Source organism: Candidatus Avelusimicrobium sp. (assembly GCF_056976295.1).
The window spans coordinates 48263-74768 of sequence record NZ_DBMCTG010000009.1; the positions used below are offsets into that span (position 1 = coordinate 48263).

Annotated in this window: 20 protein-coding genes and 1 pseudogene; 10 read left to right on the plus strand and 11 right to left on the minus strand. The window is 46.0% G+C overall.

The annotated features are described in order from the left end of the window. The first annotated feature begins 211 nt into the window (after positions 1 to 211). Positions 212 to 1369 carry a hypothetical protein gene (locus ACZOTW_RS05195; protein WP_483997663.1) on the plus strand — a complete coding sequence of 386 codons (1158 nt, stop codon included), beginning with the start codon at positions 212 to 214 and terminating at the stop codon, positions 1367 to 1369. A 113-nt stretch (positions 1370 to 1482) separates the two neighbouring features. On the opposite strand, the gene typA is transcribed toward ACZOTW_RS05195, so the two are convergent. Then, positions 1483 to 3318 (minus strand): translational GTPase TypA, encoded by a 1836-nt coding sequence (gene typA, locus ACZOTW_RS05200; protein ID WP_428038063.1) that lies wholly within the window; start codon positions 3316 to 3318, stop codon positions 1483 to 1485. Positions 3319 to 3549: 231 nt separating this feature from the next. Between typA and ACZOTW_RS05205 the strand changes: the two are divergent. The 3 genes and pseudogenes from ACZOTW_RS05205 to ACZOTW_RS05215 all read left to right on the plus strand — a co-directional run. Further along, a pseudogene (locus ACZOTW_RS05205) lies at positions 3550 to 4728 on the plus strand (adenine-specific methyltransferase EcoRI family protein); the annotation flags it as partial. Beyond that, on the plus strand, positions 4725 to 5885 hold the full coding sequence (locus ACZOTW_RS05210) for an HNH endonuclease family protein (protein ID WP_483997664.1): 1161 nt from the start codon (positions 4725 to 4727) through the stop codon (positions 5883 to 5885). The pseudogene ACZOTW_RS05205 and the gene ACZOTW_RS05210, both read left to right, overlap by 4 nt. A 102-nt stretch (positions 5886 to 5987) precedes the next feature. Beyond that, positions 5988 to 6617, plus strand: a complete 630-nt coding sequence (locus ACZOTW_RS05215) for a hypothetical protein (protein WP_483997665.1) — start codon at positions 5988 to 5990, stop codon at positions 6615 to 6617. A 52-nt stretch (positions 6618 to 6669) separates the two neighbouring features. Here ACZOTW_RS05215 and ACZOTW_RS05220 read toward each other — a convergent pair whose 3' ends face one another. The 3 genes from ACZOTW_RS05220 to ACZOTW_RS05230 form a co-directional block, all read right to left on the minus strand. Then, complete coding sequence (locus tag ACZOTW_RS05220) at positions 6670 to 7296, minus strand: hypothetical protein (protein WP_483997666.1); 627 nt, start codon at positions 7294 to 7296, stop codon at positions 6670 to 6672. A 758-nt stretch (positions 7297 to 8054) separates the two neighbouring features. Further along, entirely contained in the window at positions 8055 to 9050 is a 996-nt protein-coding gene (locus tag ACZOTW_RS05225) for a GGGtGRT protein (RefSeq protein WP_177746003.1), read from the minus strand. A gap of 18 nt (positions 9051 to 9068) precedes the next feature. Further along, a complete protein-coding gene (locus ACZOTW_RS05230) occupies positions 9069 to 9770 on the minus strand; it encodes an iron-sulfur cluster assembly scaffold protein (protein ID WP_177746005.1) in 702 nt (233 codons plus the stop codon). Between the two features lie 311 nt (positions 9771 to 10081). On the opposite strand from ACZOTW_RS05230, the gene ACZOTW_RS05235 reads away from it, so the two are divergent. From ACZOTW_RS05235 to ACZOTW_RS05245, 3 genes are read left to right on the plus strand one after another with little or no spacing between them, the layout of a single operon-like run. Then, on the plus strand, positions 10082 to 11248 hold the full coding sequence (locus tag ACZOTW_RS05235) for an aminotransferase class V-fold PLP-dependent enzyme (protein ID WP_483997667.1): 1167 nt from the start codon (positions 10082 to 10084) through the stop codon (positions 11246 to 11248). After that, on the plus strand, positions 11245 to 12198 hold the full coding sequence (locus tag ACZOTW_RS05240) for an NAD(P)-dependent oxidoreductase (protein WP_428063124.1): 954 nt from the start codon (positions 11245 to 11247) through the stop codon (positions 12196 to 12198). The genes ACZOTW_RS05235 and ACZOTW_RS05240 overlap by 4 nt, the downstream gene beginning before the upstream one ends. Then, positions 12199 to 13437, plus strand: a complete 1239-nt coding sequence (locus tag ACZOTW_RS05245) for a DUF1015 domain-containing protein (RefSeq protein ID WP_483997668.1) — start codon at positions 12199 to 12201, stop codon at positions 13435 to 13437. Positions 13438 to 13476: 39 nt separating this feature from the next. On the opposite strand, the gene ACZOTW_RS05250 is transcribed toward ACZOTW_RS05245, so the two are convergent. The 5 genes from ACZOTW_RS05250 to ACZOTW_RS05270 all read right to left on the minus strand — a co-directional run bounded on the left by ACZOTW_RS05250 (position 13477) and on the right by ACZOTW_RS05270 (position 20128). After that, the gene (locus ACZOTW_RS05250; protein WP_483997669.1) at positions 13477 to 13986 is read right to left on the minus strand and encodes a type IV pilin protein; all 510 of its coding nucleotides are present in this window, start codon (positions 13984 to 13986) and stop codon (positions 13477 to 13479) included. A gap of 328 nt (positions 13987 to 14314) precedes the next feature. After that, complete coding sequence (gene era / locus ACZOTW_RS05255; protein WP_483997670.1) at positions 14315 to 15226, minus strand: GTPase Era; 912 nt, start codon at positions 15224 to 15226, stop codon at positions 14315 to 14317. Positions 15227 to 15270: 44 nt separating this feature from the next. Further along, a complete protein-coding gene (locus tag ACZOTW_RS05260) occupies positions 15271 to 15780 on the minus strand; it encodes a flavin reductase family protein (RefSeq protein ID WP_428064044.1) in 510 nt (169 codons plus the stop codon). A gap of 106 nt (positions 15781 to 15886) precedes the next feature. After that, positions 15887 to 18421, minus strand: a complete 2535-nt coding sequence (lon, locus tag ACZOTW_RS05265) for an endopeptidase La (protein WP_483997671.1) — start codon at positions 18419 to 18421, stop codon at positions 15887 to 15889. A 1119-nt stretch (positions 18422 to 19540) separates the two neighbouring features. Continuing rightward, positions 19541 to 20128: an ATP-dependent Clp protease proteolytic subunit gene (locus ACZOTW_RS05270; RefSeq protein WP_177746181.1), complete on the minus strand. Its 588-nt coding sequence runs from the start codon at positions 20126 to 20128 to the stop codon at positions 19541 to 19543. 146 nt (positions 20129 to 20274) lie between these two features. On the opposite strand from ACZOTW_RS05270, the gene ACZOTW_RS05275 reads away from it, so the two are divergent. The 3 genes from ACZOTW_RS05275 (at position 20275) to ACZOTW_RS05285 (ending at position 23144) form a co-directional block, all read left to right on the plus strand. Then, a complete protein-coding gene (locus ACZOTW_RS05275; RefSeq protein WP_428037607.1) occupies positions 20275 to 20805 on the plus strand; it encodes a hypothetical protein in 531 nt (176 codons plus the stop codon). A gap of 199 nt (positions 20806 to 21004) precedes the next feature. Further along, positions 21005 to 21862: a hypothetical protein gene (locus ACZOTW_RS05280; RefSeq protein WP_483997672.1), complete on the plus strand. Its 858-nt coding sequence runs from the start codon at positions 21005 to 21007 to the stop codon at positions 21860 to 21862. Positions 21863 to 22061: 199 nt separating this feature from the next. Next, positions 22062 to 23144: a hypothetical protein gene (locus tag ACZOTW_RS05285; protein ID WP_483997673.1), complete on the plus strand. Its 1083-nt coding sequence runs from the start codon at positions 22062 to 22064 to the stop codon at positions 23142 to 23144. A gap of 88 nt (positions 23145 to 23232) precedes the next feature. Here the strand turns inward: ACZOTW_RS05285 and ACZOTW_RS05290 are convergent, their stop codons facing one another. Continuing rightward, positions 23233 to 24324, minus strand: coding sequence for a hypothetical protein (locus tag ACZOTW_RS05290; protein ID WP_483997674.1), 1092 nt, complete (start codon positions 24322 to 24324; stop codon positions 23233 to 23235). Positions 24325 to 24831: 507 nt separating this feature from the next. After that, positions 24832 to 26325 carry a prepilin-type N-terminal cleavage/methylation domain-containing protein gene (locus ACZOTW_RS05295; RefSeq protein WP_483997675.1) on the minus strand — a complete coding sequence of 498 codons (1494 nt, stop codon included), beginning with the start codon at positions 26323 to 26325 and terminating at the stop codon, positions 24832 to 24834. Positions 26326 to 26506 lie beyond the last annotated feature (181 nt).

The window sequence follows — 26506 nt, forward strand, 5'->3', positions numbered from 1 at the left end:
AAGAACCGCCTCGGGTTTCTACATTTCCCGGGGCGTTTTTTTATGTATCCAAATTATTATCATACAACTAGGATGATTGGGAAATGGCAACCCGCAAAATTTTCAACTCCTCCGACGGAAATTTAACAAATTTTCCCACGCACCCCAAACGCTCCCCCTCTACAAATTTGACATTGGTCCAAATTTGATAAAATGGGATAAAGGATTTATTATGCCCCGCAATATTTTATCGCTTGATTTCTATGGCTCAACCATTACCGCCGCCTTGGCCTCGCTGGACGACGATACCCGCACTTTGCGCATCCGCCACGTTTTGCGCCGGACTTGTCGCTCGTTTTCCGGTGCGTTCGTGCGCGATATGGCCGGGGCCGAAGAAGGGCTAAACAAAGTATTTGTGGAAATGAACGAATACATAAATGCCGATCCGTCCGTCGTAGTAGGCTTGCGCGGGAATTTCCTTTCCTTTAAAAGTTCCAGCGGATTCAAATCCATTGATACCCGCAACCGCATCATTGGAGACAGAGAAATTGACGAGGCGATCCGCAACTCCGTACCGATTAATTTAAGCGACACCTTAGAGGTAGTGGATATTCTTCCCCAGTCGTATATGATTGACGGGAACACAGGGATTCTAGATCCCAAGGGGATGGCCGGGTTCACCTTGGAAATCGGCACATTTTTATCCTACGCGCTTGTAACGCACTTAAATAATTTAAATAATGTTTTATCCGCCTGCAACTGCCCGGAATATGCGCTTTTGCCGTCCTCGGTGGCGTTAGGCGAAACATTGCTAACCGAGGGCGAAAAACGCTCGGGCGCGCTTTTGCTAGACTTAGGGGAGGAGTCCGTTTCCGCCCTGTTATACAACAAAGGACTTTTGCTGGACGGAATAGAACTGCCCTATGGTTTAAACCGCCGAGCCGAAGCGGTGGCAGACCTGTTGCAAAACGATGTGGAAACCGCCCAAGAGGTGCTAAACGGCTACGAACCGGGTGCGGACGAAATTATGGACGAGGTAATAGAGGATGCCGAAAGCAAAATGCTCCAAGGTATTAATAAGGAAATTTTACAGGCGTTCTGCCTGCACTTAAAATACCCCTCCCCCAACTTGATTTTATGCGGAAGCGGAGCGACTAAGCAAATGGTCAAAACCGCCAAAGCCATTTTTAACGCAAAAAAAGCACGCTTGGGAGTGGTGGACCACCTTATAAGCGATTGCCCCGCCGATAACCCTGCTTACACGGGAGCCTTGTCTCTTATCCGGCACACACTAGAACGCGAGCAAAACCAACTGGGCGTAGCGCAGACCAAGGAGTCCGGCCTGTTTACAGGCTTTTTAGACAAATTAGGCCAACTGTTTGAACATTAATTTTCCTGCTGACAGAAAATGCCGCAAGTTTTTCGGCTTGCGGCATTTTTTTGCGTAAAAAAGGGCCGCACCGAAAGAAGTGCAGCCCTTTAAATTATTTTCACACACCCGGATTATGCTTCTTCTTCCTCGGCGCGTTCCGTGCGTTTGCGCAACAGGTGCGACAAGATTTTCTTTCTCAAACGCAAAGATTGGGGTGTAATTTCCACCAATTCATCCGGCGCAATATATTCCACAGCCTGTTCCAAACTCATCACGCGCGGCGGGGTCAACACATAAGATTCGTCGCTGGCTTTACTGCGCATATTGCTTAGATGTTTTGCTTTACAGGGGTTGACGACTAAGTCATTACTGCGGGCGTTCTGCCCGACAATTTCGCCCGCATACACTTTTACGCCCGGCCCTAAAAACAGTTCGCCGTTGTTTTCCAAAGCGTACAAGGCATAAGGAGTGGTTTCGCCGTCTTCTTTGGCAATCAGCACCCCGTTTCGGCGCAAGTCCGGCAGGTTCACTTTGGGATAGTAGCCTTTAAAACTGTGGTGCATAATACCCGTACCGCGGGTATTGGTTAAAAGTTCGTTTTTAAAACCGATAAGCGCGCGGGACGGAATCAAATATTCCAGGCGCAAGCGGTCCTCGCCTTCCGCCACCATATTTTCCAGTTTTGCAGCACGCGTACCCAACGAAGTAAATACCGCGCCTTGATACTCGCTCTTAATGTCCAAAATCAAGTATTCCATCGGCTCTAAAATTTGCCCGTTTTCCTCTTTGTAAATTACTTCCGGGGAGGAAACGGCCAATTCAAAACCTTCGCGGCGCATATTTTCAATTAAAATGGTTAAATGCAATTCTCCGCGGCCATATACTTTAAATTTACCTTCGCCCTCTAATTGTTCCACTTTCAGGCCCACATTGGTTTGGGCTTCTTTTTCCAAACGGTTTTTCAGGTGGCGGCTGGTAACAAATTTACCTTCGCGGCCGGAGAACGGGCTGTCGTTGACCATAAAGTCCATAGACATCGTCGGCGCATCAATGGCCAAGGGCGGAAGCGGCTTTAAGGCATCGGGGCGGCAAATCGTATCGCCCACGTCCACTCCTTCCAACCCGGCGATAGAAACGATATCGCCCGCAGTGGCACTTTCCACTTCGGTTTTTCCTAAACCGACAAAGCGTTCAATTTTGGCAGCCTTAGCATTGGTCGTGGAGCCATCCGGGTGAATCAGGGTAACTTGCTGGCCCTTGGTGATATTGCCCGCCAAAATACGGCCGATACCGACGTGGCCCAAAAAGTTGTTGTAGTCCAACATTGTAACTTGCATTTGCAAGGGAGCGTCGGGCATAGCCTCGGGCGCGGGAACGTGGGCCAAAATCGTATCCAAAATGGGAGCAATATCTTTGCCTTGTTCTTCCATTTTAAGGCTCGCCCAACCGGCGCGGCCGGAGGCATAAATAATCGGGAAATCCAACTGTTCGTCCGTTGCGCCCAGTTCCATAAAAAGGTTAAACACTTCGTCCACTACTTCGCTGGGGCGGACGTGTTCGCGGTCCATTTTATTGATAACTACAATCGGCTTTAAGCCCAAGGCAAGCGCTTTGCGCAGTACAAAGCGGGTCTGCGGCATAGGTCCTTCCACGGCGTCCACCATTAAAATAGCGCCGTCCACCATACGCAAAACGCGTTCCACTTCGCTGCCGAAGTCGGCGTGGCCGGGGGTGTCAACAATGTTAATGGTATGGCCTTTGTAACCGATAGAAGTGCACTTGGCCAAAATCGTAATGCCGCGCTCTCTTTCAAGCGGGTTAGAGTCTAAAACAGTATCTTGGGCTTGGTCTTCTTTTACTTTAAATTCTCCGGCAAATTTTAACAGAGAATCCACAATCGTGGTCTTGCCGTGGTCAACGTGGGCGATAATGGCTACGTTGCGTACGTCCTCGCGGGTATTATTCATATATGTTTATACAGTCCTAATATTAAGATATATATATTTTAGTATTTAAGGGGGCGCCTTAACAAGAGAGGCGCAAGAGGGTATGGGCAAAATAAATAGATTTTTGTAGAATAAAAACATTATAACCCTAGCAAAATACTTGCAAAAGGAGTCAAAATATGCCTCATAATTTAGAGAACGCAGAACGCAGAACGCAGAACGCAGAACGCAGAACGCGTCCAGCGTTCTGCCTCAAACAAGAACCTCACAAAGGCTAAAAAGGCCAAAAACGATGAGTTTTACACGCAGTACCACGATATAGAAAAAGAAATACAAGCCTACCTGGATTTTAACCCCGATGTTTTTAAAGACAAAACCGTTTTACTCCCGTGCGACGACCCAGAGTGGAGCAATTTTACTAAATACTTTGCCCAAAACTTTGAGCGTTTTGGCCTAAAAAAATTAATCAGCACCAGTTACGCGGCAGAAAGCAAAAAACTGTCTATCCCTTACCAGCCCTCTTTATTTGAAAGCGAATCCCCCCAATTTGACAAAAAGAAAACAGCCGTCAAGGGTAAAATTTTCATCTTGGACCGTACCCATAACAGCCAAAAGTTGGATATCAACGCCCTGCAATGGCACTATTTAAAGGGCGACGGCGATTTCAGAAGCGCGGAAGTAACCGCCTTGCGCGACGAGGCGGACTTTATTATTACAAATCCCCCCTTTTCTTTATTCAGGGAATTTTTGGCTTGGATTATGCAAGGGCACAAAAAATGCGTGATTATTGGGAACATGAACGCTATTACCTATAAGGAAACTTTTAAATATATACAAAGCAATGAATTGTGGCTAGGTAATGGTTTTGCTGGGGGCAATGCATTTTTCAAAGAGTTAAGCCCACAAAAGGTTTATGCTAATGGGGTTTATGATGAAACTACTGGCTTAGTAAAATTTAGAAATTGTTGTTGGTTTACCAATATAGACCACGGAAAGCGCCACCAGCCGCTATCGTTAATGACTATGGAGGAAAACCTGAAATTTAGCCGCCATAAAGAAATCCGCCAAAACGGTTACCAAAAGTACGATAATTACGACGCGATTGAAGTGCCGTTTACGGATGCTATCCCCAGCGACTACCCAGGCGTAATGGGCGTACCCATCAGTTTTTTGGACAAATACTGCCCCGAACAATTTGAAATTATGGGAGCAACACAACGGGGCTGCCATAACCTTGTACCAGATATACGCAAATATGATTCATATTGGGAAGTAAAGCAAAACGGAGAAAGAACTGGATCTTCTGGAAATAAAACCAACGAAAACGCAAATATTTTAGGAAATGACGGCATAAAAAATTATTTTATTAATTCAGCCGGAAGAATTATCCAATCTGTTTATCAACGTTTATTTATAAGGAGCAAAAAATGAAAACTACTTTACAACAATATACCGTAAAAGATATTTGCAACGGCTTTGTATATAACGAGTTTGAAGGCAAAGGGCTATCCGGCTTGGGTGGGAAATTAACTATCCAGCCGGAATACCAACGCAATTATATTTATGCCGACGGCAAAAAAGATGTTGCGGTAATAGATTCTTTATTAAAGGGCTACCCGCTGGGGCTTATCTATTTCAATCAACCCGCCAAAGACAAATTGGAAGTATTGGACGGACAACAACGCATTACCAGCGTGGGACGGTTTGTAACCAACAAATTTGCCATTAAAGACAAAAACGGTATGGAGCAATATTTTGATAGTCTTGCACAAGATTTACAAGATAAAATTTTAAATACCACCTTGCTGGTTTACGAGTGCCAAGGCACCGAAAGCGAAATAAAAGAGTGGTTCAAAACCATTAACATCGCCGGGATTCCATTAAACCATCAAGAACTGCTCAATGCCGTCTATTGCGGGCCATTTGTAACCAAAGCCAAAGAGGAGTTTAGCAACAGCCAAAATGCCCGTGTGCAAAAATGGAGTGCCTATATCCGCGGAGATGTAAAACGCCAAGATTATTTGGAGTGCGCCCTAGATTGGGTAAGCCACGGGAATATAGACAAATATATGAGCAACCACCGCTACGATACCGATATCAACGAACTGAAACTGTATTTTAATTCCGTGATAGACTGGGTTTCCGGAGTGTTTACCCAAGTAGAGCCAGAGATGCGCGGATTAGAGTGGGGACGCTTATATGAAACATACCATAAAAACAGTTACAACCCCCAAAAAGTAGAGAAAGAGGTTAACACCTTGCTGGCAGATGACTATATCACCAACACCCGGGGCATTTTTGAATATATCCTGTCCGGCAACACAATGACCCAATTATTGACAGTGCGCGTATTTGACGAAAATACCAAACGCAAGGTGTATAAAAAACAAACAGCAGAAGCCAAGGCAAAGGGCATTTCTAACTGCCCGTTATGCGCCCAGGGGCACGAAGCCAACAAAACCAAAATTTGGGCGTTAAAAGATATGGACGCCGATCACGTAACCGCTTGGAGCAAGGGTGGCGGGAGCGATATTTCAAATTGCCAACTGCTGTGCAAAACGCATAACCGCGCCAAAGGAAACAGGTAAAATATGAAACGCCCCGGGCTTACACCCGGGGTTTATTATAAGCAGTATTTATAAAATTTCCTGCATACCCACAAGCGGGGAAAAATTTTTTATAATAACCCTATGGAACAATTTTTGCAAATGGCCGGAGTTTTAGCCGCCCTCTATATCGCCTATGCGCTCACCCTAAAAAAATGGGACTACGCCAGCGAAGCCAAGCGCACCGAGCGCCGCACCCAATTAAAAGAATTGGGGCTTTCCAACACGTTTTATTTTATCCACGCAGGTACGCTGCTTATTTTAAATGCTGTTAGCGGCGGGCTGTTTGTGCTCTATTGGCTTTTCCGCCAATGGAAGGCCGCGCTGACGGGCTTCCGCCGCCTGTCCGGGCAACCGCTTTCCGGCGGGGCTTTTATGCGGACATTGGGCGGGGCGGTTACGTTTTTTGAGTTAAATGCCCTTATCTGCCGAACCTGTGAATATATGCGCAAAAAATCGCCCTTTCCGCCGTGGGTGTGGGGCACACTGTGGCTGGGAGGCTTAATCGGCACGGTGTTGGTAAAACCGCTCTTTTGGCGGGCTTGCTGTTACGCGCTGTGGGTAGGTGCGCCTGCGGCCCTGCAACACCGTTTAAATGCCTTACCCGAACAAACTTTATCCGCCAAACCAAAACCCGGGGAACTGGGCTTTGCCGTTTTTGGCCTTGTATGCGTACTGGGGCTTGTGGCGGCATTCCGCGTTTTTATCCGCTAAAAACGGAGCGGTTTGCCCCGCTCCGTTTTAAAGTTCCCCTCCTCCAACAAAATTATTTTTTAATATCTTGGCGCACCTCGTTAATAATGCGGTTAGCCTGTGCTTTCCCGCGCTTCAACCCGGCCTCTGCTTTTTGGCGCGCTTTCAAACTTTTTTGGGTTTCAGCCAAAGCCACTTCCCGCTTATTTTTGGATGCCAAGTCTTTACTTTGCTGAACAACCCTGCGCAACTGTTCAGAAGGCATTTCCAGCAAGTCCCGCACCGTCTGGAAGGTTTCCCGCGCACCGTACATTTCTTCGGGCGCTTGGGATAATGCTAATTTTAAAGAGTTTTCCGACACCTCTTGCAAACGGTAAAACTCTTTATTAAATTTGACTGATGCCGCCAGCAAAACAGCCATTTTCCGCTCGCGCGGATATTGCTGATAAACAAGCACCGTTGCCCCCACCATACGGGCATCCTCGTCTTGCGCGCCCAACAAAAGAGCCAAACTGATATCTTCTCCCCCCGCCTGATTAACACGCGCGCGAAGCGAATCTAACTGCGCCGGAACTTGCCCGCGCAAGGCCGCAAAAGAGTCATCTTCCGCCAAAGCAAACTCCCAGCCGGACGCAAAAAAGAATACTAACGCCAAGATAAGCACCGTTAACCCGCCATATGCTTTAAAAAGGTTTTTCATAGCATTTTCCCCCTTACTATAAGTATCTGCGGAAAAGGCATTTTTTCAAGGGTTTTTAAGGGTGGAGAAAAAACAGTAACGGCAAACAACAAAGGGGGCCGTGTCATTTCCGAGTGGCGTAGTCGGGAATCTGTTGTTATAAAAAAGGGAAACAACGGATACTGGACAGAAACCTTCCAGTATGACTTCGTTGGATAACAGCAAAGGCTTTTGCTGTTCTTGTCGCCCTTTTGCGTTGCCTTTAAAAGGCGGTTTAAACGGAAAAGTATTTTTACTTGTTTGAGCCAATAGGGCGAGTTGTAAAAATACCCGTTTAAGCCTGACTTTTATAACACATTGGGCGACGAGTTTTTGCTTACTTTTTGTCGGCACAAAAAGTAAATAAAGCGGTAGCCTGCAAGGGCAAAGTCGGTGAAAAATTGCCCAAAGGCGGCAAAGGGTTTATCCTAATAAGTAACGGGGAACAAAGACTTACTCTTTGTCCCCCATACGAATTTCGCAACAACTGAAAAAGCCGTCCTACAAGGGCCGTCCACAACCAACTGAAAATTTTTTAGACGATTGCCTGATTTGTCAAATTCTAAGCAGTTGGGAGGATGTAGTCGGGGTGCGGTGTGGCTGTATGCCACATAAGCCCCGAAAGACGCCAAACTGCAACGAATTTGGCAAATGGTTGGCCCTAATAAGTAACGGGGAACAAAGACTTACTCTTTGTCCCCCGTACGAATTTCGCAACAACTGAAAAAGCCGTTGTTATCTTACTTGGCTTCGGCTACGGCTACCGCTACCGCCACCGTCGCACCCACCATCGGGTTGTTACCCATACCGATAAGGCCCATCATTTCCACGTGAGCCGGCACGGAGGAGGAACCCGCAAACTGCGCATCGCTGTGCATACGGCCCATTGTGTCGGTCATACCGTAAGAGGCAGGACCGGCGGCCATATTGTCCGGGTGCAAGGTGCGGCCAGTACCGCCGCCAGAGGCCACGGAGAAATATTTTTTGCCGTTTTCGGTCGCCCATTTCTTATAGGTACCGGCTACGGGATGCTGGAAACGGGTCGGGTTGGTGGAGTTACCGGTAATGGATACGTCCACCCCTTCGTGACGCATAATCGCTACGCCTTCGTTTACATCGTCAGCGCCATAGCAGCGCACTTTGGCGCGGTCGCCATTGGAGAAGGCTTTTTCGCTTACGATTTTGAGTTCACCCGTTTTGTAGTTGTATTCGGTTTCCACAGAGGTAAAACCGTTTACGCGGGAAATAATATAAGCAGCGTCTTTACCCAAACCGTTCAAAATAACGCGAAGCGGCGTTTTGCGTACTTTGTTAGCGGTGCGGGCAATACCGATAGCCCCTTCGGCGGCGGCAAAACTTTCGTGGCCGGCCAAGAAGCAGAAGCATTTGGTGTTTTCGCTCAAAAGCATAGCACCCAAGTTACCGTGACCCAAGCCTACGGCGCGCTGGTCGGCTACGGAGCCGGGGATGCAGAAACTCTGCAAGCCTACGCCGATTTTTTCGGCGGCTTCGGCAGCGGTTTTTACACCGGTTTTCAAAGCGATAGCGGCGCCTACGGTGTAGGCCCACACGGCGTTATCAAAAGCGATAGGCTGAATGCCACGGACGATTTTTTCCACATCCACACCTTTTTTGGTGCAGATTTCCTTGGCTTCTTCCAAGGAGGCAATGCCGTTTTCTTTCAAAACGGAGTTGATTTTATCAATTCTTCTTTCGTATCCTTCAAACGTAATCATATTCATTTTCTCCTGGGCTTACTCTTTGCGGGGGTCAATCTTTTTGACGGCTTCGTCAAAGCGGCCGTACTGACTGACGTTCTTTTCAAACGCCACTTTCGGTTCTTCACCTTTCTTAATGGCGTCCATCATTTTGCCCAGGTTGACAAATTTATAACCGATAATTTCGTTGTTGGCATCAAGACCAATTTCCAACACATAGCCTTCGGCCATTTCCAAGTAGCGGGGGCCTTTGGCCTGGGTGCCGTACATCGTACCGATTTGGGAACGATGCCCTTTACCCAAGTCTTCCATACCGGCGCCAATCGGCAGACCGTCGTCGGAGAAGGCACTCTGGGTGCGGCCATAGACAATTTGCAAGAACAGTTCGCGCATAGCGGTATTGATAGCATCGCAAACGAGGTCGGAGTTTAAGGCTTCCAAAATGGTTTTACCGGGCAAGATTTCCGCGGCCATAGCGGCGGAGTGAGTCATACCGGAGCAGCCAATGGTTTCCACCAACGCTTCTTTAATCACGCCGTTTTTGACGTTGAGCGTCAGTTTGCAAGCGCCCTGTTGGGGAGCGCACCAACCAATACCGTGCGTAAGACCGCTGATGTCGGTAATTTGTTTGGCTTTGACCCATTTACCTTCTTCGGGAATCGGGGCCGGTTCGTGCTTAGCGCCTTTGCAAACGCAGCACATATTCTGTACTTCGGGGGTGCATTTTTCGCAACTCATTTAGGTCTCCTGTCTAAAAGTAAATCTTTCTAATATATTTTACCAAAAAACACCGGGCAAAAACACACGGAAAAAGGACTTTTTAAAAATAGGAAAACGGCAAAACCCGTATAAAAATGCTACGGGATAAAACAAAGCCGTCACCCTGAATTTGTTTTAGGACCTGCTGATTGGGGAGTTGGTTGTTACTGGCGTTTTTTCACAACAACACTCCACCCGGCCACCCACAATGGCAAAATTTTTTGCTCCGATTCCTGTAAACTTTTGTAAAATAAAAAAATTAACAAATGAAAAATTAAGGAGTGTATGAAATGATAAAATTAGATCTTACTAAACTCCCTTCCTCTACCTTTACTTGCGGGCCGAGCCAGGGGCATCCCATCATCCGCGAAACGCCGATTTATAAAACTTTATTTGAACGCAGCCACCGGGCTAAGGATATTTCCACCGACGGTTTATACAAAGAAGCAGAGCAAAATTTGCGTGAACTTTTTTCCTTGCCGGAAGATTACACCGTTATCTTTTTTTTAGGAGGAGCCTCGGCGGCGATGGATGCCGTAATGTGGAGTTTGGTTAAAAACTCCGTTTCCGGATTAGCCTTTGGAGCATTTTCCAAACTGTGGGGACAAAAAATTTTATCCCGCCTAGAACCAAACGTTGTGCGCTCCGTGCGTGAAGCCGCCGACGGCGAGTTTTTCCCCAAAGAAAAGCCGGATTATAATGCCAGTTTGGTATTTTTAACCCCGAACGAAACCTCTACGGGCGTACAAATTCCGGATGAATATTTAGAAGAAGCCTGGAAAGCCAAAGGCCCGGATACCTTAATTGCGTGGGACTGCACCTCTTGCGCGGGCGGGCGCCTTTTACCTAAAAACCAATTTGATATTATGGTATTTTCTATGCAAAAATGCTTTGGCGTAGGCGGTGGGTCCAGCGTGATTATTTTAAGCCCGGCGGCGGTAAAACGCGCCGAAGAGGTTAAAAAATACCGCTCTGTGCCCTACGCGCTTGATTTAACAGCAGCCATAGATAAAGCCCAAACAAAATGCCAAACGGTCAACACCCCCTCCACCACCAATATTTGGATGTTCAACGAAGCCTGCAAATGGATGAACGCCAACGGCGGTTTAAAGGCTATGGATGCATTGTGCCGCCAACACGCGCAATTTTTGCTGGACTGGGCAAAAAAGAGCGACTATTTGGCTCCGCTGGTTCAGGACGAAAAATTCCGTTCCTACACCACGCTTACGCTGGAAGTAACCGACCCAAGCATTAAAGACGCCGATATTTCCGCCGCCTTAAAAGCAACAGGCCGCGCCAATTTAGCCGACGGTATCAAAAAATATTCCTCGGTCAAACAAAACTCCCTGCGCATTGCCTGCTTTCCGTTTGTGGATATCCAAGGCACAAGCGAATATCAAAAACTCGCAGAAACGGTGGACGACATTATCCGCCAATTAAAGGAGCAACCCAAATGAAAATTTTAATCGCTGATAAATTTCCAGCCCACTGGAAAGAGGTCTTAACCAAGCAAGGGCACACCCTGACGGACAACCCGGAACTGGACGAAAACACCTTGCCCGCCGCTATAAAAGACAACGAAATTTTAATTGTACGAAGTACCAAGGTGCCCGCCGCCGTGCTTGATGCCGGGACGGCTTTAAAACTGGTTATCCGCGCCGGGGCAGGCTACGATACCATAGACACCGCACACGCCGCCCAAAAGGGCATAGCGGTTTGCAACTGTCCGGGGACCAACTCCATAGCCGTAGCAGAACTGGCCATGGGGCTTATGCTCTCGCTGGACCGCCGTTTGTTTCACAATACGCGCGACCTGCGCGCCGGAATATGGAACAAGGCCGAATACAGTAAATCTAAGGGGATTTTCGGGCGCACCTTGGGCATTATCGGGCTGGGGCATATCGGACAAGAGGTAGCCAAACGCGCCGCCGCTTTTGGGATGAAAATCACCGCATACGACCCCTTTGCCTCAACAGATATTTTTGAAAAAATGCACATTACCCCGCAAACGGATATTTACCAATTAGCCGCAGTGTGCGACATCATTACCGTTCACCTGCCGGACACTCCGCAAACACACGGTCTGTTTAACAAAAAGTTTTTTGATGCCATGAAACCCGGTGCTACGTTTATCAATACTGCACGCGGCGGTTTGGTGGTTACAGCAGATTTAGTGGACGCAATAAAAAACAAACAAATCCGCGCCGCCTTGGACGTATATGAACACGAACCCAAAGCCGCCGATAAAACCTTTGATTACGCGCCCTTTGCCGGTGTGGAAAACTTTTACGGCACACACCATATCGGCGCAAGCACCGAACAAGCACAAGATGCCGTGGCTGAACGTGCGGTAGAAATTATCAACGAATACGCTTCCACAGGTAAATTTTTATTTAAGGTGAACTAAATGGCAACCATTAAACCCTTTAAAGGGCTTCGTCCCGCCGCCCACGCGGAAAAAATAGCCTGCCCGCCCTACGATGTGTTAAACTCGGCAGAAGCGCGCGAAATGGCAAAAGGCAATTCTATTTCTTTTTTACATATTGATAAACCTGAAATAGATTTGCCGGAAAACATTGATTTGTATGCCCCCGAAGTTTATCAAAAGGCTAAGGAAAATCTGGATAAATTTATTCACGACCGCATTTTAGTACGCGACCCTAAAGAATATTTTTACCTTTACGCGCAAACAATGGACGGCCGCACCCAATACGGCCTGGTGGCCGCTGCCTCGTGCGACGAATACGACAAAGGTATCGTGCGCAAGCACGAACTCACCCGTAAGGACAAAGAGGACGACCGCACACGCCACGTCAACACCTTATCAGCCACCACGGGACCCGTGTTTTTAACGTACCCGGATAACAAACAAATCAGCGCAAAAATAGCCGAAATCGCTGCGGAATTCCCCGTGTATGAATTTACCACTGACGACCATATTAAACACGCCTTGTGGGTAATTGATAACCCGCAGGATATTGCTTTTCTGACAAACGCATTTAAAGAAATTCCCACGCTCTATATTGCAGACGGACACCACCGCTCCGCCGCCGCAAGCAATGTGGCCCGCCAACATAAGGCACATAATCCCAAACATACGGGCAAGGAAAAATATAACTTTTTTTTAAGTGTAATTTTTCCGGCCAGCCAGTTGTATGTAATGGACTACAACCGCGTGGTGCAAGATTTAAACGGATTGACGGAAAAGGAATTTTTAGCCAAAATCGGAGAAAAATTTACAGTAGAAGAAACCGGGCAGAACCGCCCCACCAAACGCCATACCTTTGGTATGTATTTAGGCGGAAAATGGTACACATTAACTGCCAAAAAAGGCACCTTTAACCCGGATGACCCGGTGGCCGTATTGGACGTGAGTATTTTACAAAACAACCTGCTACGCCCTGTGCTGGGCATTGGCGACCCGCGCACAGACAAACGCATCAGTTTTGTAGGAGGTATCCGCGGCTTAAAAGCATTGGAGGAGCGTGTAAACCAAAACAAGGGGAAGGTGGCTTTTTCAATGTTCCCGACCTCTATGAACGAACTGATGAAGGTAGCCGATGCGCACCAAATTATGCCCCCCAAATCTACTTGGTTTGAACCTAAGTTACGCAGCGGCCTTGTCATTTACACCTACGACGACTAAAAAATTCCCCCGGGGCAAATAATGCTCCGGGGGTTTTACTTACATTTTACAGCAAACATAAGAACCACAATTTGTATCCGCCGGGTTCACTTGTTCGGCGCAATTATTGCTCCATTGTTTACATAACGCCCAAGCGGTTGCATTGGTGGTTTTACTCGCAATTTTGCAATACATATAGTGCTCGCGCGGGTCGTAAAAAATATTCATATAATTGCTTTCGCTTACCCCGCGCCCTTCCCAGTTAGCCCCCACTCCAGCGGAGCCAAACAACGTATAGCGGAATTTTCCGGCTACAACACGGCTAGAATCTATCGGCGTACCCACCGAAATATCCAAGGCGGACATATCCGTCGTGTAATCACCGGGATTGGCAAGCAAATACCGTTCCAACGCCAAGCCAATAACCTTGGTGTTGGAAATGGCTTCCATCCAACGACTTTTTTCCACCGCTTTGGTATATTGCGGCAAGGCAACTGATGCCAAAATACCAATAATGAGAACAACCACTAACAGTTCAATCAGCGTAAAACCTTTTCTATTTTTCTTCATTTTTTCTCCTTTTAAAACCTTCATATTTAACTTTTATTCAAATCTTCGCACTGGGGTATAGCCGTTCTGCAATCTCTAAATTTTAACAACAAAACGGAACAAACCCTTATAAATAACAACGACATTTTTTGTCGTCATCCGGGGAAGTCGTAGTCCAGAAGTCGTCGTTATAAAATAAAGAATAGATTCTGGACAGAAACCTTCCAGAATGACCTTATTTTTAACAGCAATAACAACTCCCGTAATCCTAGCAGAGAACCCCGCCCTTCATAACAATACCCCTGGGGCAAGCAACGCTCCGGGGGGTTTACAAAAAGCAACCGAACTCTTATTTTTCGTCGCGCACGATATAGCCAAATTCTTCCAAGGATTTCGTGTCATTACGCCAGTTGGGCGAAACCACTACATTTAGTTCCAGGCGGTACTTGCGCCCCAAAAATTCTTCAATGCGCTTTTGCGCCCGCTTGCGCAGTTCGGCAATTGCACTGCCGCCCTTACCGATTAAAATAGGTTTTTGGCTTTCGCGTTCCACGTGGATATTGGCGCGGATATAATTTTTAGGGCCGAGGTCTTCGGTAAATTTTTCAACCTCTACAAATGTACTATACGGCACTTCCTTTTGGTAAAGTTTAAAAATCTGCTCGCGGATAAATTCCGCCGCGTAAAAGCGTTCCCAACGGTCCGTCCATTGGCCGGGCGGAAAGTAAGCCGGGCTATTGGGCATTGAGGCAATAACAGCCTGCTTTAACACATCCGTACCCGTGCCGTTGGCGGCAGAAATACGGAAAGTTTTTTCTATCTTTAAATCGGCCTTAATGCGCGTTTCCAACGCGTCCAGTGCAGCCACATCTTGCACAAGGTCAATTTTATTAATGGCTAAAAAGACAGGACAAAAAACGGTTTTTAATTTTTCCACCAGCGGTGCATTTAATGCGTAATCTGCCGTAGCATCTACCATAAAAATTACCAAATCGGCATCCTCGCGCACGGCACGGTCAATACACCCTACCATTGTCTGCTGCAACTTATATTGCGCCTTTAAAAAACCGGGCGTATCTACAAACACCACTTGGTAGTTGTCCCCGTCCGCAATAGCCAAAATATTTTGGCGCGTGGTTTGGGGCTTATTGGTAACGGGCGACAAAAGTCCGCCCGCCAGGTTGTTAAGCAAGGTAGATTTGCCCGCGTTAGGCAGGCCGGCTAATACGGCAAAACCGCTTTTAAAGTTTTTTTCGTCCATAAAAGTATTGTACTTATTTTTTTTCTCTTCGCCAACGCTCCGCGCTACTCGGTAATATAACTATCTATAATTTCGCCGAAGTAAAACATATGGTAATCGTCCGGCTCTTTGTTATACCACAGTTCGGCAAGCGCCTTATTTAAATTCTCCGCCCCCATTAAACGGCCATACATTACCTTGCACTCAAAGTGCATACCGGGCACGTCAAGCACCGGGGTCGCGATTTTTTGTCCTTTTACGGTTTTTAACCCGCACGCGGCCAGTTTATCCATATCGCGCCCGGATTTGGTTCCGCACACAGCCACGGCCTGCGGCAAGTTTACATACGGAATCGTAACGGTAAACTCGTGCGATTTTTCAATTTGCTCGTAGGTAAAGCGGTTCTGGCGCACTACCGTGTTAAATACGGGCAGCCGCCACAAAATACCAATCGTTCCCCACCCGATAACCATTGTGTTTATTTTATTGCCGGACTTCGTGGTTAAAAAAGCGGCTTTGGAAAGAATATCCAAATTCTTTTGGGCATTAAAATTATATGGGACTCTTTTTATCATATTCCCCCCCTTACTTAAAGTATAATGGGCCAAAGCGTCAGGAACAAGGCCTTTATTAGGTTAGAAAACCCGGCCTTTGCAACTCGGCCGGGTTTATAAAAACTACTTATTTGCGCTTTTTGGCCTTGGCTTTAACAGCCTTATGCGCAGGGGCCTTTTTAACGGTTTTTTTCGCCTTGGGCGCGGCTTTTTTAACTGCTTTTTTAACCGTCTTTTTGGCCGGTGTTACACGCGCCGGAAGAGATTTTTTATGTGTCTTGGCAGATTTTTTGGAACCGTGTTTTTTATTTAACTTGGCTTCAAACTCCTTCCACCCTTCCAGCGAAAGAGGCAAAACTTCGTCCATATGTTTTACCGGAATTAAAGTGAGTTCCTTTCGGACCCGTTCCGGAAGTTCGGACACGTCTTTTTCGTTCGTGTGCGGATAAAGAATCGTCTTGACCCCTTCGCGGTAAGCGGCTAAAAACTTTTCTTTAATACCGCCGACAGGAAGCACACGGCCCGTAATAGTTACCTCACCGGTCATTGCCAAATGCTTTTTAACAGGGAGACCCGTCAAAAGGCTGGTTAGGGCGGTCGTAATCACGCTACCCGCAGACGGACCGTCTTTCGGCACGGCTCCTTCGGGGAAGTGGACGTGAAAGTCCGTCTTGTCAAAATCTACATCTTTGCCGTAACCGCGGCTTCTGGCATACGTCAGCGCAGCCCGGACAGATTCCTTCATCACGTTACCGAGCATACCCGTCAAAATCAGTTGGCCTTTGCCCGGTATTTTAGTGGCTTCAATAGACAGCGTTTCGCCACCTACGCTCGTCCACGCAAGCCCCGTAGCAATACCGACACCGTTTTCCTCGGTAGCAAAGTTGGAATAGCGCGGCACCCCCAAAAACTCGTGCAGGTTATCTTTGGTAACCACTACTTTTTTAGAACCATCTACAATTTTTTTGGCGGCCTTGCGGCACAGAGATCCGATTTCGCGGTCCAAATTGCGCACCCCGGCTTCGCGCACATAGTCGCGCATTAAAAGGGCTACGGCTTCGTGCGTTACTTCCAACTGTCCCTCCTTTAACCCGTGCATCTTCATTTGTTTGGGCAGAAGGTATTTATCCACGATATCGTGTTTTTCGTACTCGGTGTAACCGTCAAAATCAATAATTTCCAAGCGGTCGCGCAAGGTGGACGGAATATTAGCCAACGAGTTTGCCGTGGTAATAAACATTACCTTGGAAACATCAAACGGCACGTCCAAAAAGTGGTCGGTAAACTCTTTGTTTTGTTCCGGGTCCAACAGTTCCAAAAGTGCCGCCGCAGGGTCGCCGCGCCAGTCGCTGCCCATTTTATCAATTTCGTCCAGCAGGAATACCGGGTTCATACTCTTGGCCTTGCTGATACCCTGGATAATGCGCCCCGGCATAGAACCGATATACGTTCTGCGGTGGCCGCGGATTTCGCTTTCGTCCCGCACTCCGCCCAAAGACATCCGCACAAATTTGCGGTCGATGGCGCGGGCAATGGATTTAGCCAAAGAGGTTTTCCCCACGCCGGGCGCACCTGCAAAGCAGAGTACCGGCCCGCGCAGAGAATTATTTAATTTACTGACAGCCAAATATTCCAAAATACGTTCTTTTGGTTTTTCCAAACCAAAATGGTCCTCATCCAAAATCTTTTTGGCCTCTTTTAAATCCAGCACATCCTCCGTCGTGTGGTTCCAAGGCATATTGACAAGCCAATCCAAATAGGTGCGTGAAACCGTCGCCTCCGGCGAGAACGGTGCCATTTTGGACAAACGTTCAATTTCTTTTTCTGCCGCTTCTTTGGCCTGCGGCGGCAGACCGTTCTTTTTAATTTTTACGCGCAAGGCATCCAATTCCTTTTGGAAATCATCTTTTTGGCTGAGTTCCTTTTGAATCGCCTTCATTTGCTCGTTCAAATAATATTCTTTTTGGTTCTTTTCAATTTGAGCGCGGACCTTGGAGTGGATTTTTTCCTCTAAACCCAAAATTTCCACTTCGCTGGTAATTAGTTTTAAGATTTTTTCCAAGCGGTCTTTGATGTGGACCGCTTCCAAAATTTCTTGGCGCTGCTCAGTTTTGACGAGCATATTGGAAGCCACCGTATCGGCCAGTTTAGAAGCATCATTAATTTGGCGCAGGAAGGAAACGCCTTCCACTGCAATCCGGTGCGATACACGGGCATAATGGTCAAACTCGTCCAACACTTTGCGCATTAAGGCCTGCACCACCGGGGAATTATCGTCCTCTTCCTCAATATAATCTACCGTAGCAAACCAAGCCCCGGCAACTTCGTTCATTTCCAACTTGGTTACGCGCGCACGGGCCAAGCCTTGCAGAAAAATCTTCATAGAGCCGTCGGGCATTTTTAAATTTTGCGAAATTTGCGCAATCACGCCGAAGTGGTAAATATCGGCCTCTTTCGGGTCCTCAATTTCCGCATTTTTCTGCGATACGGCCAAAATATATTTGCCCGGTTCACCCAAAGCAAGTTCCACCGCCGAAACGGATTTTTCGCGGTCCACCGATAACGGGAGCGACATCCCCGGAAACATCACCACATCGCGTATGGCGACTGCCGGCACTACCGTCGGCAACGAAAGCGTTTGTTTTTTTATTTCTTCTGCCATAATTTTTCCCTCTCTATAACGGATAAAAGGTTTCCCAAAAGCGTTATATATATAAAACCCCCGCTTTTGGCTCTTATAAATTGTATCAAATTGCCCTAAAATTAGCAACTACGATATTTGGTTGCTAATTTTGATATAGTTGGGACAAACGGCAACAATAAAAGTTACTATAAAAGTCATCCTGAATTGCCGCCCATACCGCTAGGCATCACCCCGTAGTGTTTCTGTACGGGGTCTATTAATAGGCGTCAGGATCTACCGATTGGGGCGTTTATCTTTTGTATTGTAGTTATCGTCATCCTGGAAAGTTGTAGTCCAGGATCTGTCGTTACTCAAAAAGAGGAAAACAACGGATACTGGACAGAGACCTTCCAGTATGACTTTTTAGACAACAACGAACTACCCAAGATGTAGATTCTGAAACAAGTTCAGAATGACCTTCTTATTTTATTAAGACCCTTTTCCGTGTCATTTCCGAGTGCCGTAGTCGGGAATCTGTCGTTATAAAAAAACAAACGACAACAACAGATCCCCGAACCCTGCGGGCCGACAAACCATCGGGAATGACGGCAAAGGCTTTTGCTGTTCTTGTCGCCCTTTTGCGTTGCCTTTAAAAGGCGGTTTAAACGGAAAAGTATTTTTACTTGTTTGAGCCAATAGGGCGAGTTGTAAAAATACCCGTTTAAGCCTGACTTTTATAACACATTGGGCGACGAGTTTTTGCTTACTTTTTGTCGGCACAAAAAGTAAATAAAGCGGTAGCCTGCAAGGGCAAAGTCGGTGAAAAATTGCCCAAAGGCGGCAAAGGGTTTATCCTAATAAGTAACGGGGAACAAAGACTTACTCTTTGTCCCCCATACGAATTTCGCAACAACTGAAAAAGCCGTCCTACAAGGGCCGTCCACAACCAACTGAAAATTTTTTAGACGATTGCCTGATTTGTCAAATTCTAAGCAGTTGGGAGGATGTAGTCGGGGTGCGGTGTGGCTGTATGCCACATAAGCCCCGAAAGACGCCAAACTGCAACGAATTTGGCAAATGGTTGGCCCTAATAAGTAACGGGGAACAAAGATTTACTCTTTGTTCCCCGTACGAATTTCGCAACAACTGAAAAAGCCGTTACTTTTTAAGAGGCAAAACTTCGTCAATCAGCCCATACTCCTTGGCCTCTTGCGCCGACATATAATAATTACGTTCACTGTCGCGGCGGATTTTTTCCTTATCCTGCCCGGTGTGTTTAGCCAAAATATCCAAAAGATGCTCTTTATTATCGCGCAATTCCTTAGATTCAATTTCAATATCTGTTACCTGACCGGAAATGCCACCGCCCCAAATTAAGGGTTGGTGAATCATAATGCGCGCGTGCGGCAAGGCATAGCGCTTTCCCTTGGAGCCCGCAGCCAATAAAACCGCCCCAAAACTCATCGCCTGCCCCATACAAATAGTGGTAATCGGGGCCTTGATGAATTGCATCGTATCGTAAATAGCCAAACCCGCCGTTACCATACCGCCGGGGGAATTGATGTAGAGGTTGATTTCCCGGCTGGAATCGTCCGCATCCAAATAAAGCAGTTGGGCGATAATCATATTAGCGCTGGCAGTATCCACTTCGCCTTCGCGCCCGCCGACAAAGATAATGCGGTCTTTGAGCAAGCGGGAAAAAATATCATAACCGACGTTCTTTTCAATAATGGTAGGTATAATCATATTGTATATTGTAGTATATTTCCCGGCAGATGGGCCTAGCATTTTAATAGGCCCTTTGGCCCAGCGAAATAGGTCCTAAATACCCCTAGTTTTTTTGTGGTTTATTTACTATTTTATTAATATAGGAGTAAAATCTAGGAGGAATTATGAAAAAATTGTTCGTTTTGCTTACCGCTCTCACGCTATCCACCGCCGCTTTTGCCGCCAACGCATCCAGCAATAGCGCGCTGATTGAAGAATCCGTTTCCGCCGGAGCACAAGCCGTAAGCGAAGGGGAAGTCAGCCAGCAAATGCTAAAAAACACCCAGCAGGCGTTGCAGTTGGGGTTATTAATTTTTGATGCGCACCGTGATTTAAACCAAATGACTGATACGGATAAAGCCATTGAAAAGGCTTTGGAAAAGGATATCCCGGCGGTCTTTAATAAAATCAAAACAACTTCCGACGAAGTAGCAGACGAAGTGGAACCGCTTTTAACTAAATTAAGTTCCTTGTTAATTGCTAACCAACCCGCCTATCCCAAAACGGCAGTAGATGCTGATACGGCCACTTTTATCACTTTCATCACATCTATTACTTACTCGCAGGGTAAAGGACTCTTAAACGAAACAGCCGCTACCGTACTTAACCAAGAACTACAAGCCATTATGATGCAAGGCCTTACCCAGGGAGAATAACTCTTCCTCTTTTTGAAACCCCCGCCCCCAACGGCGGGGTTTTTTATATCTTGTACAGGACCCAGATAAATATAGGTCCTTTTTTTATATATTTATGGGACTAACGACCCTTTAACTCCACACAGGAAAACAGTTAAACTACAAGTAAGGAAGTAGATTGTCAAATTTCAAAGGCTGTACCTATAACAAAGGAGATTGTATGAAAAGTTTCAAATGGATGTTAGCCGCATTGTTAGCCGTTACCGTCTGTACACCGCTTATGGCGCAAAATCATAAGGATTTAGGTGCTAAAATTCAACGCCAAATCCAACTGCAAAAACAAAAACAGCAAAGTGCTAAATGCTGGCGCTGCGGAGAGAAAATTACGAGCGAATATCAACGCTGTGCGGCAGATTGTGATGTGCTCTGCTCACCGGAAAATGAGCCACAGACCAAACCGCAAACAAAAACAGTAACTCCGGCAAAATCTCAAACCAAACAAACTAAATCTTTGGGAAAATGCTGGCGCTGTGGAGAGGAAATCACGAGCGAATCTAAACGCTGCCCGGCAGATTGTGATGTGTATTGTATGCCGGAAAATGAACCGCAAGCCGAAACTCAAACAAAAGCAGTAACTCCGGCCAAATCTCAAACCAAACAAGCAAAATCTTTGGGAAAATGCTGGCGCTGTGGAGAGGAAATCACGAGTGAAGATCAACGCTGTGCGGCAGATTGTGATGTGTTCTGCGCCCCGGAAAATGAACCGCAAGCCGAAACTCAAACAAAAGCAGTAACTCCGGCCAAATCTCAAACCAAACAAGCAAAATCTTTGGGAAAATGTTGGCGCTGTGGAGAAGAAATTATGAGTGAATCCCAACGCTGCTCGGCGGACTGCGATGTGTTCTGCGCGCCGGAATCCAACACGCAACAAGCCGCTCCCAAAAAGCAAAAAAAGGCAAAATCTAAAAAAGTAAAAAAAGCCGTAAAGCAAGATTATGAAACCTGCCCGGAATGCCACGCCGTGTATGATGACGATTACTATTTCCACGGCATTCACTATTGCGGATTTAATCACTAATTAAATAGCGGGAAACAATTAAAAACCCTCGCCAAAAGCGGGGGTTTTTGCTATGCAGGGCCTAAATAATTCCTAGGTCCTTTTGAAGACAGGATCTAGGACCAAAGGCCCTTTACTAAAAATAATAAAATAGTTACACTAAACATAAGGGAGCATCAAATCAATCTATATGACAAGACGTACCCATTAAGGAGCCAAAATGAAAAATGTCAACTGGATGTTAGTCGCATTATTAGCCGTTACCTTGTGTACGCCGCTTATGGCGCAAAACACTAAGAATTTAGACGCCAAATTACAACGCCAAATTCAAGTGCAACAGAAGAAACACCGTCAAGCCGCAAAATGCCGCTGGTGCGGTACCCAAATCACCGATTTGTCCGGAAGATGCCCGGCAGATCCGGATGTATATTGTATGCCGGAGCCGAACCCCAGCCAAAAAACCTGCTACCGTTGCGGGCAGAACTTCACCAGAGGACAAAAATGCCAGGAAACACAGTATCATCGTTTCTGTGCCGAAAATTATCGCCAGGAAGAAGTGATTAAACGGGAACAGAATTTCATTTCCAAAGAAGACAGAGCCGCCAGAAAAGCAGCCAAACAGGCTAAAAAAGCACAACAAAAACAACAATCCCGCGATGAAAGCAGATATTGCCCCAAATGCGGCGAAGAATACGATATTGATGTGCTTTATCACGGAGTACAGCACAAATGCACGGAGCCTTACAGCGAGCCTGAGGCCGGTGCTTATTGGATTGAATCCCCCGCTTCTGACGCTTGGGATGCGGCGGACGGAGAACCCCACTCTAATTTAGTTAGTGTAAGTTCTTTGCAAGAAGAATCCGCTTCTGGCGAGCCGGAAATGCACTATTTGCAAGAGTTAGACGAGGATATCGCCGTTAAAGCGGAAACCTTATTGCAAAAAGACCGCGACGATCACAACGGCTATCCGGAACACTCTTTTGAATATTATTACCATCAGGTATATGCCCAATCTAATGCGCAACCCAGCCATACGGAAAAATGCCGCTGGTGCGGTAAGACCATTACCAGTAATTCTTCCAGATGTTCGGCTGACCCGGATGTGTACTGCACCCCGGCCCCCAAAATGGGTAGTGCCGTAGGCGTTCAACCCAACACGGGCAACACTATTTCTACCACCGAAGAAGAAATCTATTGCCCCAAATGCGGCGAAGAATACGATATTGATGTACGCTACCATGGTGTACAGCACCGTTGCGAGAAAGCCGAAAAACCGGTAAAATATCATCCCGCCGAAAAATAATTTAATTGTTTATAAATCCCCCCGAGTATCAACTCGGGGGGATTTATATATAAAAAACAAACCGGGCAACGGACAAAAAATAATCCCTTTAACTGCCATAGCCCCAAAACCAACTTTTATGCCTGTGGGCTTGTTGATATTCATAAGAATCTAGCGGACCAGAGCCTTTTATATTAAAATGCAAGATGCACGTTTCTCCTAAACGCATATAGATTTCTACTTGTCTATTCCACAAACGGCTAAGCGAATAAAGTTTTTCTTCTGAGCAATTCGGCATATATACAAACGCCTTGTCTTGTTTTTTTAAATATTTGTCCCGCTCCTGTTCCGAAAGAGAAAACAACTCGGTAATTCTTGCATTTAAACCATATACTTTATTTACATAAAAGCCATACATAGCAGGCATCGCTGAGGGCGGAAATGCTTCCATTGCCACTACCATAATTTCCCGTTTTTTTAAATAATCCCTATAAAACTGACTGACAATCCGGGAAGAAATAACATTGGGCTCTTTCAACACCTTATACAAAGAAACAAAAGAGAGAAGTTCTAAACTCAAAACCACCACACAAGCCAATTTCATTAAAAGATATTTATCATACAGGGGCTTCCACAATAAAATTAACAGCAAATATCCCGCCGGTAACACAACTGTAAAATATCTCCCAACAAACATATAAGTTTTAAAAGAAATTGCAAAAGTTACACAAAATACAACCGCCAACACACCCCCCAATACAGTAATTTCTCTAAAATAGGGGCCCCAACTTCCCGTACGCTTATATCTTAAAATCCTGCCAATAAGTCCAACAAAAAACAAAATTCCACCCCAGCATTTTCCCCAAAAAGAATAAAAGAAAATGCGCAAAAATACCGCAGGCGCATCAGATAAAGAATAGGTGTTTGCCCACCAATTTCCGTCCAATCTCTGAAATTTTAACTGCATTAAAAAATTAGGAATTAACCACGGCAAACAAGCAATTCCAAGGCCTAAGGGAATCATCATAAAAAGCTTTAATTTCTGTTTATTTTTTAAAGCAAAAACAAATAAAAATGCACAAAAAACTCCAACTAATAAAGTCCCAAAATAATGGCACCATTCCAACATTAACGCAAGTCCGGCAAAGATACCCCATTGGCCAAGAGAAATGGGCTTTTTTTGAAAAATGGTACGCACCATATTCAAAAAACAAAAAGTAAGACAAACGGACAACAGCAACACTAGCGAATACGAACGGGCCTGTTGGGAATATAAAATCATATAGGTATTACAGCCAATCCACGCTGTAAATAATAACCGGGAACTTTTACCAAAATGTTTCGGGAAGAAATACCACGAGCAAAACAACGCCCCCATACCAAAAATCAAACTGGGCAGTCTGAGCCACAATTCGGGGCCATAAGGACAAAAATGCGTATAACACCACATCAGTATATTATAAAGAGGCGGATGAACATCTACAATCAGCCAATTATGATAAATCCATTTTAAAGATAAGGAAGGATCGGCAGTTATGGCAGTAAACAGTTCATCATATTCATAAGCCATATCAAATAAAACAAAACGTAAAACAATGGAACAAGCGGCAAGTGTAAGAATACAGGCTGAAATGAAAAGTAAAATTTGTTTTTTCATATACAAGAGAGACAAGGGCTCCCTGGGAAAGGAAGCCCTTTTATAATTCATTTATTTTTTTCTTTTTCTAGCCATTTTGACGTCAAAAGAATAAGGAATTATACACAACAAAGGACCATAAGATTCTTCGGCTATACAGTTACCGCCAGACCCAAATTCATACTTAACACATTTCGTCATATAATCCCAATAGCCGGAAGACACAGGGCGCTTGCTCTCATCCTCTTCATAGTACAGAATTGTCCCTTTCGGATATTTTTTTCCACCTAATCCGCAATATTTATAACACATTTCTCCCTCTGATTTAGGTTCGCGCGTCCCGCAGTCTCGCAGATTATCGCTCTCTCTGATTGATGCACATAATTCTCGGATAATACTCCGCCTACTTTCCAAGCTATTACAAACCTCTTTTTCCCTAGTTATATAATTGGACCAATCCACATCCTCCCAAACTAACTCATATTCATCTTCTTTTTCATCAGAGACATCAACATCAGTATTAGGGAGTTCCCTCGTACAAGCATATCTCTTAAATCCGCTGGAAATCCAACTGGCATTGATTTTCCGCATTTCTGCACAGGCTTTATCTCCTTCCGGGCAGGTATTATTCGCCGCTCTCAAAAAGCAACCAAACGGCATAACTTTGCTAGCACAAGCACTAGCACCAATCAAAGACCCAATATCTTTTTGCCAACCCAAATGTTTTCCAGTAGCACAAATGTATTCCGCCGAATCAGTACCGTATTGTTTGGCAATACAAGCGGCGAAATCGCTTACGCTATCAGAACAGCAATCTTCATCCGTAGTGCATTCTTCTGCTGTCTTGTCGCACGCGCCCCAACTACCAAGAACCCACTCCCCGGTAGCCGAATTGCAGGTTATCGTGCGCGTTTGCGTGCCGCAAGTATTACAAGATTGGCTGGAAATAGGCTGTGTTCCCTCACATTCGCAAGAGTCGGCGATAGAGCAGGAACTCCAAGCACTCCAAGTGCCCGTAGTCGTGTCGCAGGTTCTCGTTTGTGTGCCACCGTTTTTGCATCCGCACGCTTGCGTAGAAGGACCTTCACAAGTTTTCGGTGTATTATCGGGTTCTTCACCTGCCGAGCACTCAGTACCGCTCGTGTAGTCCGCCTTGGCGGTCAGTTCGCTACACAAAGGATAATTTTTATTTAACTTGGCGCATTGTTCCGCGCTATCACAGCACAAGCGTCCATCCCGGTAAGACGGCATTTTTAAAGTATAGCCGTATTTACCCGTGCTGGCCGCTTCTATGCCCGTGTTCTTTAATGTGTAATTAAAGTTCTTGGTATTTAACGAGGCCAAATTGACCGCGGCCGCATCCGTGGTATAGTTCTTATCCAGGGAGCAGCGTCTTTCCTGTTCCGTTCTCACGGCTGCCATCATTTCTTCGGCTTCCGTCGTTTTGCGCGTTTCAATTACTTTGCTGAACTTCGGTAATACCACCGCAGACAAGACGCCTATCACGATGACCACTACCAAAAGTTCCGTAAGCGTAAACGCTTTCTTCTTTCGGTTATTCTTCATTTTCCCTCCTCTTAAAATAAGGGGCGTACGGATAGTGTTGCGTACGCCCCGTGGCTTTCTGTCTTGTTAGAGGAGGGACAGAAAGAACGAGCAAAAACACCCTTTTTAGCGGCTTTTAACTACCGCACGCGTCCCCCCTTACAGACTCACTGCTTATTAAAATTTACCAAAAAAAAAAAAA

What these genes read in the sequence shown, in the direction of transcription:
- ACZOTW_RS05195 (WP_483997663.1), top strand. Translation starts at nt 212, where the DNA reads ATGCCCCGCAATATTTTATCGCTTGATTTCTATGGCTCAACCATTACC.
- typA (WP_428038063.1), bottom strand. Translation starts at nt 3,318, where the DNA reads ATGAATAATACCCGCGAGGACGTACGCAACGTAGCCATTATCGCCCAC.
- ACZOTW_RS05210 (WP_483997664.1), top strand. Translation starts at nt 4,725, where the DNA reads ATGAAAACTACTTTACAACAATATACCGTAAAAGATATTTGCAACGGC.
- ACZOTW_RS05215 (WP_483997665.1), top strand. Translation starts at nt 5,988, where the DNA reads ATGGAACAATTTTTGCAAATGGCCGGAGTTTTAGCCGCCCTCTATATC.
- ACZOTW_RS05220 (WP_483997666.1), bottom strand. Translation starts at nt 7,296, where the DNA reads ATGAAAAACCTTTTTAAAGCATATGGCGGGTTAACGGTGCTTATCTTG.
- ACZOTW_RS05225 (WP_177746003.1), bottom strand. Translation starts at nt 9,050, where the DNA reads ATGATTACGTTTGAAGGATACGAAAGAAGAATTGATAAAATCAACTCC.
- ACZOTW_RS05230 (WP_177746005.1), bottom strand. Translation starts at nt 9,770, where the DNA reads ATGAGTTGCGAAAAATGCACCCCCGAAGTACAGAATATGTGCTGCGTT.
- ACZOTW_RS05235 (WP_483997667.1), top strand. Translation starts at nt 10,082, where the DNA reads ATGATAAAATTAGATCTTACTAAACTCCCTTCCTCTACCTTTACTTGC.
- ACZOTW_RS05240 (WP_428063124.1), top strand. Translation starts at nt 11,245, where the DNA reads ATGAAAATTTTAATCGCTGATAAATTTCCAGCCCACTGGAAAGAGGTC.
- ACZOTW_RS05245 (WP_483997668.1), top strand. Translation starts at nt 12,199, where the DNA reads ATGGCAACCATTAAACCCTTTAAAGGGCTTCGTCCCGCCGCCCACGCG.
- ACZOTW_RS05250 (WP_483997669.1), bottom strand. Translation starts at nt 13,986, where the DNA reads ATGAAGAAAAATAGAAAAGGTTTTACGCTGATTGAACTGTTAGTGGTT.
- era (WP_483997670.1), bottom strand. Translation starts at nt 15,226, where the DNA reads ATGGACGAAAAAAACTTTAAAAGCGGTTTTGCCGTATTAGCCGGCCTG.
- ACZOTW_RS05260 (WP_428064044.1), bottom strand. Translation starts at nt 15,780, where the DNA reads ATGATAAAAAGAGTCCCATATAATTTTAATGCCCAAAAGAATTTGGAT.
- lon (WP_483997671.1), bottom strand. Translation starts at nt 18,421, where the DNA reads ATGGCAGAAGAAATAAAAAAACAAACGCTTTCGTTGCCGACGGTAGTG.
- ACZOTW_RS05270 (WP_177746181.1), bottom strand. Translation starts at nt 20,128, where the DNA reads ATGATTATACCTACCATTATTGAAAAGAACGTCGGTTATGATATTTTT.
- ACZOTW_RS05275 (WP_428037607.1), top strand. Translation starts at nt 20,275, where the DNA reads ATGAAAAAATTGTTCGTTTTGCTTACCGCTCTCACGCTATCCACCGCC.
- ACZOTW_RS05280 (WP_483997672.1), top strand. Translation starts at nt 21,005, where the DNA reads ATGAAAAGTTTCAAATGGATGTTAGCCGCATTGTTAGCCGTTACCGTC.
- ACZOTW_RS05285 (WP_483997673.1), top strand. Translation starts at nt 22,062, where the DNA reads ATGAAAAATGTCAACTGGATGTTAGTCGCATTATTAGCCGTTACCTTG.
- ACZOTW_RS05290 (WP_483997674.1), bottom strand. Translation starts at nt 24,324, where the DNA reads ATGGTGCGTACCATTTTTCAAAAAAAGCCCATTTCTCTTGGCCAATGG.
- ACZOTW_RS05295 (WP_483997675.1), bottom strand. Translation starts at nt 26,325, where the DNA reads ATGAAGAATAACCGAAAGAAGAAAGCGTTTACGCTTACGGAACTTTTG.